The following is a 15,379-nucleotide window of genomic DNA, read 5'->3' on the forward strand; positions in this document are numbered from 1 at the left end:
ATTGCAAACCTCGTATGGGGCCGAAGTCGAACGGAAGGCCGACTGACGAGTGCGACTCGAAGCCCCGCGTCGAGGCCGCGACGCAAGACTCACGAGCAGGGGTCGCCGGCCGGCCTGCCGCCGCCGTCGGCGGGCATCCCACCGATCTCCCGCCCCATCAAGGCGACGTTGTGGACCTCGATGCGGTTGTTCTGAACCCGGCCCTCGGGCGTGCTGCCGTCGACGATCGGCTTGGTGTCGCCGAAGCCGACCGGATAAAGCCGCTTGCAGTCGACCCCCATGCGCACGAGCTCACGCGCGACGGCCAGGGCCCGCCGCTCGGACATCGCCTGCGCGTCGGGCCCGCTGAAGTGACCCTCGATGCGAACCTGCGTGACGGCCGGTTTGGCCTGCAAATAGCCGCGAACGTGCTCCAGCGCGATCTCGCTCCCGCGGCCCGGGACGTCGGAGGCGGCGGCGAAGTCGACCGGCCGCGGCAAGATCAGGCGGTGGCCGTCGAGCTCGTACGTGGCCGGCGCCGCTGCTGCGGGCTCGGGAGCCGCAGGCTCGCTGCTCGGCGCCCCGAGCGCCACAGGCTCGGGGGCCGCAGGCTCGGGCGTAGCGGCCGGTCGACAGGCGCACAGGCCCACGAGCACGAGCCGCTTCCACGTCATGGCGAACCCCGGCGGCGGCTCAGATCACGCGGCGCAGCAGCACCGCGCTGATGTTGTCAGGCCCACCGTGGCGGTTGGCGGCGTTGACCAGCCGACGCGTGGCCTCCTGCGGCGGATGCTGGGTGATGATGCTGTGCATCTCCTCGTTGGGGACGACATCGGAGAGGCCGTCGGAGCACAGCAAGATGTTGTCGCCGGCCTCGATGATGCCGGCGTTGATGTCGGGCACGCCCTTGGAGCGACCGTGGCCGAGGCAGCGGGAGATCCGTCCGCGATAGGGGTGGACGGCCGCCTGCTCCTTGGTGATGACGCCCTTGCTCACGAGCTCCTGGACCATGGTGTGGTCGAGGGTGATCGGCGTGGCGGCCTTCTTGTCGACGAGGTAGGCCCGGCTGTCGCCCGAGTGCGCGACCCACATCTTGTCGCGGATGCCCATGACCATCACGCAGGTGCAGCCCATGCCCTCGGTGTCGGGGCTCTTGGCGCTGAACTCGGTGATCGCGGTGCTGGCCAGCAAAAAGGCGTGGTACAGCAGCTCGCGCGGGCCCTGCTTGCGGAAGTTGTTGTCGATGTAGGCGGTGATCCGCTCGACCGCCAGCGCCGAGGCCAGCTCGCCCGCGTTGTGCCCACCCATGCCGTCGCACACGACGGCGAGGTAGTAGCCGCGACCGTCGTCCTCCTGGATCGAGATCGCGTCCTCGTTGTGCTCGCGCGACATCCCGGTGTCGCAGGCGCCCGACATCTGCACCTCGAAGTGGCCCGGGTAGAACGTGCGCTTGAAGAGCTTGTACATGAACCGAGGAGCTGCGAAAGCGTGAGGTCCGCCGATCCTGGCACCTCGGCGCAGCCGGTTCAAGCCATGATCGCGGCCGTCGCGCGGACGAAAGCCGCGCGCATCGATCAAGCGCGCGTTAAAAGCAACGAGCCCGAAGTCGGAGGACTTCGGGCTCGGATTCGAGTGGAGCAGAGGGGGATCGAACCCCTGACCTGTGCATTGCGAACGCACCGCTCTCCCAGCTGAGCTACTGCCCCGGAGAACTTGGAGGCCCGGGAAGCTAACCGAAGTGACTGTCCGAAGCAAGCGTCACGAGCGGGCGACGGCACAGGCACCGGGGGCCGCGGATGGGCGAAACATCACGCTCCTGGCCGCCGGTGCCGACCGCGCCAGGCCAGGCCGAGCAGCCCACACGCGACCACGACGCCGAGCAGGACGATCTGGGGACCGTCCTGCGGCGACGCCAACCACTGCAGAGCGCGCTCCAGGCCGGCGGGAGCGGCGACCCCGAGCCCGCCGAGGATCTGCGTGCGCACCACCGGCTTGCGATATACGACATGGCCCCGTGCCGCAACCTCCCCGCGTCCGCCTCGACAAGCTCGTCGTCGACCGCGGCCTGTGTGACTCCCGCTCGCGCGCCCAGGCTCTCATCATCGCCGGCAAGGTCGTGGTCGGCGACCACACCGAGAGCAAGCCCGGCGCGCTCGTCCCCGCCGACGCGGCCGTCCGCCTGCGCGTGGCCGACCACCCGTTCGTGTCGCGCGGCGGGCTCAAGCTGCGCGGGGCGCTCGACCAATTCACGGCGCTCGACGTCCGCGATCGCGTGGCTCTGGACGTCGGCGCGTCCACCGGCGGCTTCACTGACTGTCTGTTGCAGGCCGGCGCGGCCCGGGTCTACGCGATCGACGTCGGCTACGGGCAGCTGGCATGGAAGCTGGCGAGCGACCCGCGGGTCGTGGTGCTCGACCGCAGCAACATCCGCACCCTCCCGCGCGAGGCGATCCCCGAGGCCGCCGACCTGGCGGTGGCCGACTGCTCGTTCATCTCTCTGGTGAAGGTGCTGCCGCCGGTGCTGCCGTTTTTGGCCGCCCGCGCGGACGTCGTGGCGCTGATCAAGCCGCAGTTCGAGCTCGGCCCCGGGCGCGTCGGCAAGGGCGGGATCGTCCGCGACGCCGAGGATCACGCCGAGGCCTGCCGCGCGGTCCTCGCCGCCGCCGAGGCGCTCGGCCTGCGCCAGATGGGCCTGTGCGACTCGCCGATCGAGGGCCAGGACGGCAACCGCGAGTTTTTGGTGTGGCTGCGCCAGGGGGCGTGAGCTGCGCGCGCGACCGCGCGCACGCGCGAACCGGGCCGCCTTGCGCGTCCGCGCCGGTTACACTCCGCCGCGTGAACCGCCCCGTCCTCGGCGCCCGCAGCCGCGCCTTCCTCAAGTCGCTCGCCCATCCCCTGGCCCCCGTGGTGCAGGTCGGCGCCGAGGGGATCTCTCCCGAAGTCGTGCGCGCCACGAGCATCGCGCTCGAGGACCACGAGCTCATCAAGGTCAAGCTCGGCCAGAACTTCCCCGGCGAGCGGGTCGAAGCCGCCGAAGAGCTCGCCGCCCAGACCGGCGCCGCCGCAGTGCAGGTGATCGGCCGCGTGGTCGTGCTCTACCGCCGGCGGTCGCGCGAAGATCCGAAGCGCCCGCGGATCGAGCTCCCGCGGCGCTGACCGATGTCGGTTATCATGCGGCCGATGTCGGCCAGACCCGCGGCGATCCCGGCGCACTCGCGCGCGAGCCGAGACACCGCGAGCGCCGCGCCGGTCGACGACGCCTGCGAGGCGATCGCCGGCGCGAAGGCGCCGAGGCGGTGGGTCTCGCCGTGGCTGGTCGCGCTGGTGGCCGGGCTGTCGCTGGCGAGCTGTCGGCCGCGCAACGCGGCGACCTCGCCCGCGCCGGACGTGTGGGCGGCCGGCGGCGACGCGGCGCGCGAGCACCCGATCACGCGCACGCGGGCGCCGGTGGGCCTGCCCGAACCTGTCCTTGATTTCCTGGCCCAAGAGACACTCAAGAACCTGGCCCAGCTGCAGGGCGAGGGCGCCGAGGTGCCGGCGTACTTCCTCGCCTACGACCTGATCGCCCGCGATCACCTGTGGCTCGAGGCGCAGAACGGGCAGATCGTGCGCAACCGGAAGGACAGCGACCGCACGGTCGACGTCGACGTCCGGGTCGGCACGCGCCAGCTCGACAACAGCCACCCGGGCGACGCCAACTACGGGCCGGGCAACGGGCTCGGCAGCGGCATGTTCGTGTCGGTGCAGAACGACCCGCTCGCGCTGTCGCAGGCGCTGTGGCAGTTCACCGAGCTGCAATACAAGGACGCGCTCGCGGCCTTCAGCGCGGCCGAGAGCGCCGAGCAGCTGAAGAGCCAGACCGAGGACAAGCCGCCGTCGCCGGACTTCAGCGAGGAGAAGCCGAACATCCACGCCGAGCCGCCGGTGTCGCTCGACCTCGCCGCGGTGGGCAAGCAGTGGGAGCCGCGGCTGCGCGAGATCTCCGCGGCGCTGGCCGACGACCCGCACGTGCTCGAGAGCCAGGTCGTGTTCCTCGCGTGGGTCGACAACCGCGCCTACGTCAACAGCGAGAACACGCGGATCCAGGGCTCGCAGGTGCGCCTGCGCGTGATGCTGCAGGCCAAGGCCCAGGCCGACGACGGCATGACGCTCGACCGCTTCGAGAGCTTCGAGGCCCAGGCGCCGGAGCAGCTGCCGGCGCAGTCGGTGCTGCTGGCGACCGCCAAGCGCCTGCGCGACGAGGTGCTGGCGCTGCGGGTGGCGCCGCTGGCCGAGCCCTACGCCGGTCCGGCGGTGCTGGCCGGCCGCGCCGCCGGCGTGTTCTTCCACGAGATCTTCGGCCACCGCCTCGAGGGTCACCGCCAGAAGGACGACCTCGAGGGCCAGACCTTCGCCAACATGATCGGCAAGCGGGTGCTACCTGTCTTTTTGGACATGGTCGACGACCCCACCGCCGAGACCCTCGGCGGGGTGCCGCTGTCGGGTCACTACCACGTCGACGACGAGGGCGTGCCGGCCGAGCGGGTGGTCCTGGTCGAGCGCGGCAAGCTGCGCACCTTCCTGCTCGGCCGCTCGCCGGTGCTGCCGTTCACGAAGAGCAACGGCCACGGCCGGCGCGAGCGCGGCTACCAGGCGGTCGCCCGCCAGGGCAACCTGATCGTCACCAGCCGCAAGACGATCCCCGACAAGGACCTCCGCCGCGCGCTCATCGACGAGGTCAAGCGCCAGAACAAGCCGTACGGCCTGTGGTTCTCCGACATCCAGGGCGGCTACACCATCACCGAGCGCGCCGGCCCGCAGGCGTTCAAGGTCATGCCGCTGCTGGTCTACCGGATCTGGGCCGACGGTCGCCCCGACGAGCTGGTCCGCGGCGTCGACATCGTCGGCACCCCGATCGCCGCGTTCGAGACCATCGTCGCCACCGGCGACACGCCAGGGATCTTCAACGGCATGTGCGGCGCCGAGTCGGGCGACGTGCCGGTGTCTGCCGTCAGCCCGTCGCTGCTGCTGCGCAACCTCGAGGTCGAGCGCGCGACCCACGAGCGCGGCAAGCCGCCGCTCCTGCCGCCGCCGCCGGTCGGCGGCAAGGCTGACCCGAAGAGCATGTCCCCCGCGCCAGCCGCCGCAACGCCGCGCAAGGCCGTGAACGCGGGCGGTAATGTCCAAAGGGACATGTCCTCCACGCCAGCTTCGCGGAGGTCGCGGTGAAGCCGATCGTCCTGGCCCTCGCGCTCGCGCCCGCAGCGGCGGCTGCTCCGACCCCGGCACCCGCGGCGACCGCCCCGGCGTCCGCGCCCGCTTCGACGCCGGTCACCGCGGAGGCCGCCGAGAGCGAGATCTCCGCGGTCGAGCAGGAGATCGCCCGCGGCATCGCGGGGCTGCGCCTGCCGGACTCGCCGGCGCCCTACCACGCGGTCGTCTACGTCGTGCGCGCCGAGGTGCTCAGCATCGACGGCAGCTACGGCGGCATCATCACCGACGTCCTCGAGGACCAGGCGGCGGCGGGCATCGACATCCGCGTCGGCTCGGCCGAGCGCGACCAGACGGGGGTGTTCGGCCAGGACGGGGCGTGGCCGCGCTTCAACCTGTCGCTGCTGCCGTCGGCCGAGCTGACGCGGCACAAGCTGTGGCTCGGGCTCGACCAGGCGTTCCGCCGGGCCACCGGCACGTACGCGCAGAAGCTGGCCATCCTGGCCCGGCTGGCCGGCGAGCCGCTGCCGCCGGACCTCGGGCCCAAGCCGGAGCCGCTCGTGCGTCAGCCGGTGCCGCCGCCTGCGACCGACGCGATCGACCGCGAGGGCCTGCGGGAGCTGGTGCGCGCGCTGAGCAAGCGGTTCGCCGATCACCCGGCGATCGACAACGGCGACGTGTTCGTGCAGGTGCTGCGCAGCCACGTCACGACGATCACGAGCGAGGGTGTGGTCCTGCACGAGCAGCGCGACCGGGCGGTGCTGGCGGTGATGGCCGACACGCGCGCGCTCGACGGGATGCACCTCGACCACGGCGCGGCGATCCACCTGCAAGAGCTGCCGCGCGCGACCGACGAGCTGAAGAAGCGCGGCGAGGAGCTGGTCGACGGCGTCCTCAAAGAGCTGACGCTGATGGCTGACGCGCCGATGCTCGACGACGACTACGACGGCCCGATCCTGTTCGCCGGGCCGGCGTCGGCGCAGCTGCTGGCGTCGACGATCGCGGTGCACACCGGCGGCACGCCGGCGCCGCTCGGCGACAACGGCCGCGTCCGCGATTTCGAACCCCACTGGCAAGACAGCCTCGGCAAGTCGGTGCTGCCGGCGTTCCTCGACCTCGAGGACGACCCCCGCGAGGGCTTCGGCCGCCTGGCCGTCGACGCCCAGGGCTTTTCGCCCAAGCCGCTCACTCTGGTGAAGAACGGGGTGCTGCAAGAGCTGCTGATGACGCGCACGCCGAACCCGCGGCGCAAGGAGAGCAACGGCCGCGCCCGCCTCAGTCCGGGCCTGGCCTGGGGCGCGGCGATCACGAACCTGTCGCTCAAGTCGAAGAAGCGCGGCTCGCCCCGCAAGGCGCTCGAGAAGGAGCTGCTCCGCCGCGCCCGCGAGGACGGCTACGAGTACGCGTACATCGTCGAGTCGCTGCGCGACGGCAACATCCTCGGGCCGGTGAACCGCGAGGGCGCGACGAGCTACAGCACCGGCCGCAAGGTGTCGCTGCCGCTGCCGACCAAGATCTACCGGCTCGACGCGTCGGGCAAGAAGACGCTGGTCCGCGGCGCCATGATCGCGCCGGCGTCGATGCGGGTGCTGCGGCGGATCCGCGCGGTCGGCCAGAGCGCGCCGGCGCTGCCGCTGCGGATCGCCCCCGGCGCGACGGGTGGCTTCGGCGCGGAGACCGGGATGGACGGGATTCTCAGCAACACGGTCGACGTCAGCGTGAGCTCGCCCGACCTGCTGCTCGACGGGCTCGAGCTGCTGGTCGAGCGCAGCGAGAACGAGCGCCTGCCGATCCTCGAGCACCCGCTGCGCCGCGGCCAGACGCCGCCGCCGCAGCCGCCGGCCGACGACGACGCCGAGTGAGGCCGGCACCTCGGCCGCTCGCGAGCTCATCATAAGGAGTTGCGAGCTCGCCGGCTTCGCCCGGTGGACGAGGATGTCCTTCGGGACAGGCATACCGAGGATCGACCCCGTGGGCCGCGGAAGCGAGGATGTCCTTTGGGACAGGCATGTCGAGGATCGACCCGGCGGCGATCAGGCCGGGTCTTCGTGCACGACCGTCTCGGCGCCCCAGTCGTGGCCGACCAGCCAGGTGACCACCAGCAGGCCCGTCAGCAGCGGGAGGATCGCGCCGGCCGAGTCGGCCCAATCGGGCCGCCACAGCGTCCACAAGCCGAGGCTCGCGGCCAGGGCCGCTGCCGCCAGGCCGTCCGAGAGGCCGGGGCGCGCAGCGGCGCGGCGTTGCTGCGCCATGGCGCGGTCGAGCGCGACGAGCCGTTCGGTCCGGGCCACGAAGGCGAGGTCGGGCGGCCGCTCCGGCGGGGCCAGGTCGGCGGCGAGCAGCTTGTCGAACTCTTCGTCGGTCATCGCGGCTCCTTCGCTTGCGCCTCCAACAGCGCGCGTGCGTTGCGTTTCGCCCGGGCGGCGATGCTCTTCAGGGTCCCGAGCCGCAGCTCGAGCATCGCCGCCGCTTCCTCGTGCGTCCAGCCCTGGCCGTCGCACAGCACCAGCGCGGCGCGCTCGACCGGCTCGAGACGGGCCAGCACCGCGGTCATGTCGAGGCGCGCGGCGTGGCCCGGCTCTGCGGCCTCGTCGGCGAGGATCGCCGCGCCGTCGCGCTTGCGCGTCTCGGACGCGATGCTGCGCCGCTCGTCGAGGAACAGGCGCCAGCCGATGCGGAACAGCCACGCGGCGTAGCTGCCCCGGCCGTCGAATTGGCCCGCGCGCCGCCACGCCTGCAGGAAGCAGTCCTGCGCGAGGTCGTCGCTGCGCCCGGGCCCGGCGACGCGCGCGAGGAAGTCGCGGAGGCGACGCTCGTGGCGCGTGACGAGCTGCGAGAACGCCTGCGAGTCACCCGCGGCCGCGCGGCGGTTCAACGCGGGATCGTCCTCAACCATCCCGGAGGACATCCCGCGAGTTGCGGCGCGAGCCCCCGCGGCCGCGCGCAGCCAGGACGACGCCGACGAACAGCGGGAACAGGGCGACCCCTTCGGCGAGGCGGAGCGCCGCCGGCTCTTGTTGCAACCAGCCGAAGCCGACGCAGGCCGCCGCCATGGCGATCAGCATCGCCCCGTTGCGGTTGTCGAGCGCGTCGCGCTCGGCCTGGGTGCGGCTGCCGAACAGCCGGGCGAGGAGCTCCGCATCGGCGATGACGCCGGCGTTGAAGGCGCGGCGCAGGGTCCGGTGCAGCATCGCCAGGCGGGCGAAGCGGAGCCCGTGGATGAACGCGATCAGCAGAGTGATGGTGCCGATCAGGGCGCCTGCGAAGTGAGGGTCCAGCATGTCGTTCCTCGTTCGTCTCCCGAGATAGACGAAAGCCGCGGCGTCCTGGATGAGGGCGCGGTCGATTTTTTCGCGAACGACAGATCATGCGCCGCTCGTCATCCGCGGAGCGGGCGGGGTCCGTCATGGCTGCGAGCGCCGGCTGCGCGCCGGCGCTCGAGGATCCACGCCCATGAACCCACGATTTCGCCGCCTCATCGTCAGCCTGACCCTCCTGGCCGCCGCCTGTCCTGCAGTGATTCCGCCGCCGACGCCGCCGCCGCTCGCGGCCCTTCGGAGCTTCGACCTCGACGGCATGGACCCGAGCGTGTCGCCGGGCGACGACTTCTACCGCTACGCCAACGGCGCCTGGGAGGCGCGCACGCCGATCCCCGCGGACCGGCCCTCGTTCGGCACCACGCAGCAGATGCAGGATGACGCGTCCGAGCGCTTGCGGGCGATCGTCGAGGAGGCAGCGCGCACGCCCGGCTCGCAGCTCGGCGACCTCTACGCGAGCTTCATCGACGAGGCGACGGTGGCGCGACGCGGCATCACCCCGATCTCGCCGTGGTTGCAGGCGATCGGGTCGGCGGCGGACCACGAGGCGCTGGCCGTCGAGACTGCGCGGCTGGCCCGTTTCGACGTCGGCGGGCTGTTCAGCGTCAGCGTCGAGACGGACGACCGCGAACCCGGGCGACACATTTTAGTCCTGCGCCAGGCCGGGCTCGGTCTGCCCAATCGCGAATTCTATGAAAATACCGAATCGCGGATGACTGCGATTCGGTCCGACTATCGTGAATACCTCGAGACGATGCTGTCGCTCGCGGGCGAGGCCGACGCGGCCGCGCGCGCGGCTGCAGTGCTCGAGTTCGAGACGGCGCTCGCCCGGGCCCACTGGTCGGCGAGCGATTCACGCGACGCGGTGCGCACCTATCATAAGAAGACGCCGCTCGAGCTCGAGCGGCTCGCGCCGGGCTTCCCCTGGCGCCGCGCCCTGGCGGCGATGGGCTTCGCGGAGCCGTCGATCCTCGTGGTCGCCCAGCCGAGCGCCCTGGCCGGCGAGGCGGAGGTCTATCGCCGCACCCCGCTGTCCGTGTTGCAGGATCACGCGCGGCTGCGCGTCCTCACCAGCTATTCGCGGTACCTGTCGCCGCCCTTCGAGAACGCGCGCTTCGCCTTCTACGGCCGGGCGCTCGCCGGGACGCTCGAGCTGCTGCCCCGCTGGCGGCGTGGCGTGATGCTGGTCGGCTCCGTGCTGCGCGACCTGGTCGGCCAGGCCTACGTCGCCCGCCACTTTCCGCCAGAGGCGGAGGCGCAGGCGCATGCGCTCGTCGCCGACCTGATCGCCGCGCTGGACGAGCGCCTGGCCCGCGCGGCCTGGATGGCGCCGCAGACCCGCGCGCGGGCGCGGGCCAAGCTGGCGCGGACCCGGATCAGGCTCGGATATCCCTCCAAGTGGATCGACTACGCCGGCCTCGAGATCGTGCGCGACGATCTGGTCGGCAACCTGGCGCGCGCCAGCGCGTTTCAGTTCGAGCGGATGGTGGCGCGGCTGGGCGCCCCGCCGGATCCCGACGAATGGCTGGCACCGGTCACGGTCCCCAACGCGTACGCGAGCGCGAGCGTCAACGAGATCATCTTTCCCGCAGCGGTGTTGCAGCCGCCGCTGTTCGATCCGTCCGCCGATCCCGCCCTCAACTACGCCGGCATCGGGGCCACCATCGGCCACGAGCTCAGCCACCTGTTCGACGATCAGGGCCGCAAGTACGACGCCGACGGACGGCTCGGCGACTGGTGGACCGCGGAAGACGAGCACAACTTCCACAGCCGCGAGGCGGCGCTCGTGGCCCAGTACGACGATTACGAGCCGCTCCCGGGGCAGCACGTCCAGGGCTCGCTCACGGTGGGGGAGAACATCGCCGACCTGGCCGGTTTGGAGTTGGCGCTCGCGGCCTATCGTCGCTCACGAGGCGGCACCAATGACCTTATTAAAGGCTTCACGCCCGAGCAGCGGTTCTTCCTCGGCTGGGCGCGAGCGTGGCGGACGAAGTACCGCGACCACGCGCTGCGGGCCCAGCTGCTGTCCGACGCTCACGCTCCCGCCCGCGAGCGCACGTGGACGGTGCGCAACCTCGACGCCTGGTACGTCGCGTTCGACGTGCGGCCGGGGGACCGCCTCTATCTCCCGCCGTCGCAGCGTGTGTCCTTCTGGGGCACGGATTGACGCGACTCGCCGGCGGGCCCGGATCGTCGGCGCACCTGGTCAGCGGGTGAGCACGACGGCGAGCGCGGCGAGGATCAACACGCCGAGGCCGATGTTGAAAAACATGAGCCCACGCGGCGACAGCCACGGCTTGTCGGCATGCGCCTCGGCAGCCGGCTCTCGCGGCGTCGCGGCGCCTGCCGGGCGTTGCGACCGCATCGCCCGGACCTGCTCGCCGGAGTTCGACACCACCCGAGTCGATTCGTTGCGAGCGGGGATGTCCTTCGGGTCGGGTAGCGCCAGGGTCGCCTCGGCCGGCCGCGCGCCGCCCTGGTCGAGGACGATCGTCGACTCGGGGCGCCCCTCGGTCGGCGCTCGTCCGGTCATTCGTGGCAGCGCCCGGGTCCGCTCATCTCCGTCGGGATCTTCGGACGTGTCCTCGGGGACAGGTCGTTTCGGACGCGGCCGCAGCGTCGGCATCGCCGTCGTCGCCGCGTCCTCGTGCGCGCCCGGATCGAGGCGAGCGGGATCGGGGAGGGCGATCGTCGACTCGGGGGCGGGCCGCCGACCGTCGCGCTCGGTGGTGGTCCAGGCGGCGGGCAGACCTGATTTTTCGGTCAGCCCGTCGTCGTGGGCCAGGGCCATGGTCGTCTCGGGGGCGGTGGGGCGCCGACCGTCGCGCGCGGTGGTGGTCCAGTCGGCCGGGAGAGCTGGCTGTCGGGATGGATCTTCAGAACTGGCCTGGGGCGCGGTCTTGTCCGGCGAGGTCGGGCGCCGACGCTCGGGGACCGTCGTGCCTGGCTTTGAGGACAGCTCACCGGACAGGGGCAGGGCGACCGTCGACTCGGCCGGCGGGCGATCTGTCGCATGGGCCGTCCTGCGACCTGGCTTCTCGGACAGCTCACCTGACAGCGGCAAGGCGACGGTCGCCTCGCGCGCGGGCGACGGGCGCCGGAAGTCGCGTTCGGTGGTGATCCACTCGGCGGGCAGGTCCTGCGGCGCGGGCACGGTGTTGGGCTCGGGCCGCGTCCTGGCGGCCTTCGGCGCGGCCTGCCGCGAGTCGCGTTCGGCCGAACCTGACCTTCGGGGCACCTTGGCCGGCTCGGGCAACTGCATGGTCAGCTCGGGGCTCGCGGGCCGACGAGCGTCGCGCTCGGTGCTCGGTTCGGGGGTGACGAGGCGGCCGGTGTCGAGCTGCTGCAGTGATTCGCGCGTCGGCTTGTTCGCCGCCGGCGGCTGCGCCGGGATCGGTCGGTCGGTGCCGGAGCCGAGCAGCTCTGGTTCGTCCGCAGCGGGCGGCGAGTCGGCGGTGGCGGGCGCGACCGGTGCCGCGAATGCAGCGTCCCGGTTCGGGCCGCGGACAGGCGATTCGGCAGCGGCGATCGGCGGCTTCGGCCGGGCCACCGGGATTCGCAATTGCGTGGTCGGGTCGGCGACGGGGGCCGGCTCGTCCGCCGGTTCCGCGGTGGGTGCATTGTCGCCGGCGGTCGCTCGCGGGGCCATGCCGCCGACCGATTGGCGCACCAGGGTCAATGCGCGCAGGAACTCGCGGGCGTTCGCGTGGCGCTCCTCCGGCCGCCGCGCCAGCGCGCGCGTCAGCAGCGGCCGGGCCTGGGCCGGCAGCCCGGCGGTCGACAGATCGGGCGTCGATTGCAGCGCCCGGTGGGCCGCCTTGAACGCCGACGATGCGGTGAATGGATGGACCCCGGTGGTCGCCTCGAATAGCAGCACCGCGAGGGTGAACACGTCGGAGCGGGCGTCGCCGGCCTGGCCCTCGATCTGCTCCGGCGCGCGGTAATCGACGAACGCGCCGCCGGGGCGCGGGGCCACCGGCGAGACCGCGATCTCGGCGATTCCGAGGTCCAGGAGCCGCACCTGCGAGCTCTCGGTGATCCGCACGTTGCCGGGCTTGAGCGCGCGGTGCGCGAGGCCTGTGGCCTCGTGCACGGCCGCGAGCGCGTCCGCGCAGGTGCTCACGATCTCCGCGGCCCGCGACCATTGCAGCGGGCCGCCGCTGGCCCGCAGTGTGTCGAGGTCGGCGCCCGCCACCCATTCGCCGACGGCGAAGCGCGGTCCGCCGGCGACGACAGGCGTCTGGGGCAGCACGACCGCGGGGTGACTCACCGCCGCGGCGCTGCGGAGGGCCTCGGTGTAGCGGCGGAACGCCTCCGACGAGACCGCGGCGGCGTCGAACAGTTTGAGCGCGCAGGTCTGACGGCGTTCTCGGTCCCAGGCGAGGAACACCTGGCCGAGGCCGCCGCCGCCGGCGGGGCCACGCAGCTCCCAGCGCTCGCCGAGCACGTCTCCGACCTTGGCTCTCGCCTCGCTGGCGTCCGTCACGACTTGGCCGAGCATCCACGGATCTTCGCGGGCGATCAACCGCATATGACATGACCGAAGTCGCGCGAGCGTCGCAGCTGTAATGGGGCGTTTTCGTCGCCGGGCCGCCGCGCCTTGTCGAGGCCGATCGCATGTAGTAGCTTTTCGGACTCGTTCGAGCGCTCATGACGGAAACTGGCAGCAGCGCCCTGCTGGGCAATCGATCGATGTTCACATTCACCGTGGACGGCTGCAGCGAGGAGCTGCGGGTGGTCCGCTTCAGCGGGGAGGAGGCCGTCTCTTCGCTGTTCGGGTTCCGCTTCGAGCTCGCCTCGGTGACCATCCCGCTCGACGACCTGGTCGGCCACGCCGCGGTGCTGACGATCCACGGCCGCGAGGCGCCGCGGCACATCCACGGCCTGGTGTGCGACGCGCGTTACATCGGCGAATCGTCGAGCTACACCCTCCACGAGGTCACTCTGGTGCCGGAGATCTGGACGCTCCAGCAGCGCGCGGGCAGCCGGATCTTCCAGGGCCAATCGACGCCCGAGATCGTCGCCAAGGTGCTGGAGACCGCCGGCATCCCGCGCGCCGGGGTGCGGACCCAGCTGCACGCGACCTACGCCCCGCGCGACTACTGCGTACAATACCGCGAGACCGACATCGACTTCATCAGTCGGCTGATGGAAGCCGACGGCCTGTATTATTTCTTCGAGCACCACGAGGACAAGCACGTCCTCGTGATCACCGACCAGGCCGACGGCGGGGCGCCGATCGCCGAAGATCCGGCGCTCGGGTTCAACGCCACCCGCGAGCGCGAGCGACTGCTGCGATTCACCCTCGGCGAGAGCATCCGCCCGCAGCGGGTCTCGCTGCGCGACCGCAACCTGCACACCCCCGCCGAGGAGGTCGAGGCCGAGGAGGGGCAGGGCGACGGGCGCGAGCTCTACGACTATCCGGGGGGTTTCCAGGCCGGCGGCCGCGGCGGCCCGGAGACGGCGGGCAAGCAGGCGCGCATGCGCCTCGAGGCGGTCCAGGCGACCCGCCGCTCGGGCAGCGGCGAGAGCGACAGTCCGCGCCTGGCGCCCGGCTACTTCTTCAACGTGGCCGACGAGTCGCACCCTCACCTCGAGGGCGAGTACCGCCTGATCCGCGTGGCCCACCGCGGCGAGCAGCCGCAGGTGCTCGACGAGGGCGCGACCGGCGAATTCTCGTACACCAATCGCTTCGAATGCACCGCCGCCGAGCTGCCGTATCGCGCGCCGCGGCGGACGGTCAAGCCGACGGTGCACGGGGTGCAGACTGCGACTGTGGTCGGCCCCGGGAGCGAGGAGATCCACGTCGACGAGCACGGCCGCGTGAAGGTGCAGTTCCACTGGGATCGCCGCGGCGCGTTCGACGACGGCAGCTCGTGCTGGGTGCGCGTCAGCCAGATGTGGGCGGGCAACGGCTTCGGCGCGATGTTTCTGCCGCGGATCGGTCACGAGGTGATCGTCGACTTCATCGAGGGCGACCCGGACCGGCCGATCATCACCGGGCGGATCTACACCGGCGTCAACACGCCGCCCTATCCGCTACCCGACCAGAAGACGAAGAGCACGATCAAGTCGGAGTCGAGCCCCGGCGGCGGCGGCTCCAACGAGCTGCGCTTCGAGGACGCGAAGGGCAGCGAGGAGATCTTCCTCCACGGTCAGAAGGACTGGAACATCGTCATCGAGCACGACAAGACGCAGTCAGTCGGCAACGACGAGTCGCGCTCGGTCGGCCACGACAGCAGCGTGGCGATCGGCCACGACGAGACGATCGACGTCGGCAACGACCGCACGATCACGGTCGGCAAGATGCACGTCGAGCGGATCGGCGCCAACATGTCGATCGGCGTCGGCTCGAATCTCACCGAGACAGTCGGCGCCAGCGCGACCTTCACCGTCGCAGCCGACCAGACCGAGTCGATCGGCGCCAACAAGGCCGAGACCGTGGGCATCGCCAGCACCCTGGCCGTCGGCGCCGCCTATGCGGTGACCGTCGGCGGGGCGATGACGGAGAACGTCGGCCTCGCCAAGTCCGAGACGGTGGGCCTGGCCCGCGCGGTCAGCGTCGGCGGCAGCAGCTCCGAGAGCGTCGGCGGGGCCAAGAGCGTCAGCGCGGCCGACAACATCACCGAGAGCGCCGGCAAGAACATCGCGCTGCAGGCCGGCAAGCACGTCAACGTGACCGCCGGCGAGAACCTCAACCTCGCGGCCGGCAAGAAGGCCGCGGTCGTCGCCGCCGATCAGCTGTCGATCCAGTGCGGCAACGCCACGGTCGTGCTCAAGAAGAACGGCGACATCACGATCCAGGCCAAGAAGCTCAGCATCAAGGCCTCCGGCGAGGTCACCGTCAAGGGCTCGAAGATCAAGCTCAACTGACCGGTCCGTTTCCTCTCTCT

General features: G+C 71.7%; 13 protein-coding genes and 1 tRNA gene. 6 read left to right on the forward strand and 8 right to left on the reverse strand.

Annotation, left to right across the window (positions count from 1 at the left end):
- Positions 1 to 89: 89 nt before the first annotated feature.
- From OV090_RS48240 to OV090_RS51400, 4 genes are all read right to left on the reverse strand, one after another.
- Positions 90 to 653, reverse strand: a complete 564-nt coding sequence (locus OV090_RS48240; protein WP_267711882.1) for an OmpA family protein — start codon at positions 651 to 653, stop codon at positions 90 to 92.
- A gap of 19 nt (positions 654 to 672) precedes the next feature.
- Entirely contained in the window at positions 673 to 1,446 is a 774-nt protein-coding gene (locus OV090_RS48245) for a protein phosphatase 2C domain-containing protein (protein WP_267711883.1), read from the reverse strand.
- A 166-nt stretch (positions 1,447 to 1,612) separates the two neighbouring features.
- Positions 1,613 to 1,685, reverse strand: a tRNA-Ala gene (locus OV090_RS48250).
- A 102-nt stretch (positions 1,686 to 1,787) separates the two neighbouring features.
- Positions 1,788 to 1,967, reverse strand: coding sequence for a hypothetical protein (locus OV090_RS51400; protein WP_267711884.1), 180 nt, complete (start codon positions 1,965 to 1,967; stop codon positions 1,788 to 1,790).
- 26 nt (positions 1,968 to 1,993) lie between these two features.
- Here OV090_RS51400 and OV090_RS48260 point away from each other — a divergent pair, with 26 nt between their 5' ends.
- The 4 genes from OV090_RS48260 to OV090_RS51410 all read left to right on the forward strand — a co-directional run bounded on the left by OV090_RS48260 (position 1,994) and on the right by OV090_RS51410 (position 7,031).
- On the forward strand, positions 1,994 to 2,743 hold the full coding sequence (locus OV090_RS48260; RefSeq protein ID WP_267711885.1) for a TlyA family RNA methyltransferase: 750 nt from the start codon (positions 1,994 to 1,996) through the stop codon (positions 2,741 to 2,743).
- A gap of 71 nt (positions 2,744 to 2,814) precedes the next feature.
- The gene (gene yhbY / locus OV090_RS51405) at positions 2,815 to 3,135 is read left to right on the forward strand and encodes a ribosome assembly RNA-binding protein YhbY (RefSeq protein WP_267711886.1); all 321 of its coding nucleotides are present in this window, start codon (positions 2,815 to 2,817) and stop codon (positions 3,133 to 3,135) included.
- 24 nt (positions 3,136 to 3,159) lie between these two features.
- Positions 3,160 to 5,187: a metallopeptidase TldD-related protein gene (locus tag OV090_RS48270; protein ID WP_267711887.1), complete on the forward strand. Its 2,028-nt coding sequence runs from the start codon at positions 3,160 to 3,162 to the stop codon at positions 5,185 to 5,187.
- Positions 5,184 to 7,031, forward strand: coding sequence for a metallopeptidase TldD-related protein (locus OV090_RS51410; RefSeq protein WP_267711888.1), 1,848 nt, complete (start codon positions 5,184 to 5,186; stop codon positions 7,029 to 7,031). The genes OV090_RS48270 and OV090_RS51410 overlap by 4 nt, the downstream gene beginning before the upstream one ends.
- A 171-nt stretch (positions 7,032 to 7,202) precedes the next feature.
- On the opposite strand, the gene OV090_RS48280 is transcribed toward OV090_RS51410, so the two are convergent.
- Genes OV090_RS48280 through OV090_RS48290 form a run of 3 tightly spaced genes read right to left on the reverse strand, consistent with a single transcriptional unit; the run spans position 7,203 to position 8,450 of the window.
- The gene (locus OV090_RS48280) at positions 7,203 to 7,535 is read right to left on the reverse strand and encodes a hypothetical protein (protein ID WP_267711889.1); all 333 of its coding nucleotides are present in this window, start codon (positions 7,533 to 7,535) and stop codon (positions 7,203 to 7,205) included.
- Complete coding sequence (locus OV090_RS48285) at positions 7,532 to 8,044, reverse strand: RNA polymerase sigma factor (RefSeq protein WP_267711890.1); 513 nt, start codon at positions 8,042 to 8,044, stop codon at positions 7,532 to 7,534. The genes OV090_RS48280 and OV090_RS48285 overlap by 4 nt, the downstream gene beginning before the upstream one ends.
- A 13-nt stretch (positions 8,045 to 8,057) precedes the next feature.
- Positions 8,058 to 8,450, reverse strand: a complete 393-nt coding sequence (locus tag OV090_RS48290) for a hypothetical protein (RefSeq protein ID WP_267711892.1) — start codon at positions 8,448 to 8,450, stop codon at positions 8,058 to 8,060.
- A 172-nt stretch (positions 8,451 to 8,622) separates the two neighbouring features.
- Here OV090_RS48290 and OV090_RS48295 point away from each other — a divergent pair, with 172 nt between their 5' ends.
- Complete coding sequence (locus OV090_RS48295; RefSeq protein WP_267711893.1) at positions 8,623 to 10,653, forward strand: M13 family metallopeptidase; 2,031 nt, start codon at positions 8,623 to 8,625, stop codon at positions 10,651 to 10,653.
- A 39-nt stretch (positions 10,654 to 10,692) separates the two neighbouring features.
- Here the strand turns inward: OV090_RS48295 and OV090_RS48300 are convergent, their stop codons facing one another.
- A complete protein-coding gene (locus tag OV090_RS48300; RefSeq protein WP_267711894.1) occupies positions 10,693 to 12,987 on the reverse strand; it encodes a serine/threonine-protein kinase in 2,295 nt (764 codons plus the stop codon).
- A 149-nt stretch (positions 12,988 to 13,136) separates the two neighbouring features.
- Here OV090_RS48300 and tssI point away from each other — a divergent pair, with 149 nt between their 5' ends.
- Positions 13,137 to 15,359 (forward strand): type VI secretion system tip protein TssI/VgrG, encoded by a 2,223-nt coding sequence (gene tssI / locus OV090_RS48305; RefSeq protein WP_267711895.1) that lies wholly within the window; start codon positions 13,137 to 13,139, stop codon positions 15,357 to 15,359.
- Positions 15,360 to 15,379 lie beyond the last annotated feature (20 nt).

Source organism: Nannocystis sp. RBIL2, assembly GCF_026626745.1.
Lineage (GTDB): Bacteria > Myxococcota_A > Polyangia > Nannocystales > Nannocystaceae > Nannocystis.

Excerpts from the sequence above, each read along its gene's own strand:
- OV090_RS48240 (WP_267711882.1), bottom strand. The coding sequence starts at position 653 with ATGACGTGGAAGCGGCTCGTGCTCGTGGGCCTGTGCGCCTGTCGACCG.
- OV090_RS48245 (WP_267711883.1), bottom strand. The coding sequence starts at position 1,446 with ATGTACAAGCTCTTCAAGCGCACGTTCTACCCGGGCCACTTCGAGGTG.
- OV090_RS48270 (WP_267711887.1), top strand. The coding sequence starts at position 3,160 with ATGTCGGCCAGACCCGCGGCGATCCCGGCGCACTCGCGCGCGAGCCGA.
- OV090_RS48280 (WP_267711889.1), bottom strand. The coding sequence starts at position 7,535 with ATGACCGACGAAGAGTTCGACAAGCTGCTCGCCGCCGACCTGGCCCCG.
- OV090_RS48290 (WP_267711892.1), bottom strand. The coding sequence starts at position 8,450 with ATGCTGGACCCTCACTTCGCAGGCGCCCTGATCGGCACCATCACTCTG.
- OV090_RS48295 (WP_267711893.1), top strand. The coding sequence starts at position 8,623 with ATGAACCCACGATTTCGCCGCCTCATCGTCAGCCTGACCCTCCTGGCC.
- OV090_RS48300 (WP_267711894.1), bottom strand. The coding sequence starts at position 12,987 with ATGCTCGGCCAAGTCGTGACGGACGCCAGCGAGGCGAGAGCCAAGGTC.
- tssI (WP_267711895.1), top strand. The coding sequence starts at position 13,137 with ATGACGGAAACTGGCAGCAGCGCCCTGCTGGGCAATCGATCGATGTTC.